Here is a 539-nt window from a genome sequence, read left to right as displayed (position 1 = left end):
TGCTTGCCTTTCAGGCGCAGCGCGCGCAGCTCGTAGAGAGCCTTCTTCCAGGCAGCGGCCTCGGCCAGAATGCTCTCGGTTGCAGGCTTGGCCTCCAAACTGGTGGCATCCATCCAGGCTTGCACTGTAGGAGGCACGTCGCCGCTGTAGTCGGCTGCAGCAAACGCCGTTGCCTCCTGAGCGGTCAATTGGTACTCAACGGCGCGCAGCGAGTCACCCAGAACAGCACGGCGCGCCGTATCGGCTGCCTGATCAATTTGGCGACACGCCACTACATGCGCAGCCGCCAAGGGCAGAGATGTGAATTCAAAACCGTTGTAGGTTTTGCCGCCGAACTCAACGGACAGGTTGGTGGTTTGCATGATTTTTCCTTACAGAGGCGACACGTTGGTCAGTACGTTGGAGAGCGTGGCGGCGTTGGTACCGGCCGAGACCCCGAAGACATAACGCCCGCCGAAATTGGCCGGGAAGATCGTGTCGATGACTTGCAGCACAACCGCACTTTGAGTTGCGCCGATCAGGCAAGCAGAAGAATCTGC

Annotated in this window: 1 protein-coding gene; it reads right to left on the bottom strand. The window is 59.4% G+C overall.

Features of this window, described 5'->3' with window-relative positions; translation table 11 throughout:
* Positions 1–362: hypothetical protein (locus tag G7007_RS21855; protein ID WP_181105181.1), on the bottom strand; the 362-nt coding region annotated here is incomplete at its 3' end.
* Positions 363–539 lie beyond the last annotated feature (177 nt).

Origin of the sequence: Pseudomonas entomophila (assembly GCF_013523125.1) — a bacterium.
In the GTDB taxonomy this organism is placed as follows: Bacteria; Pseudomonadota; Gammaproteobacteria; order Pseudomonadales; family Pseudomonadaceae; genus Aquipseudomonas; species Aquipseudomonas entomophila_B.
The sequence above is the reverse complement of the archived record's forward strand: the minus strand, read 5'-3'. Positions and strand labels throughout refer to the sequence as shown.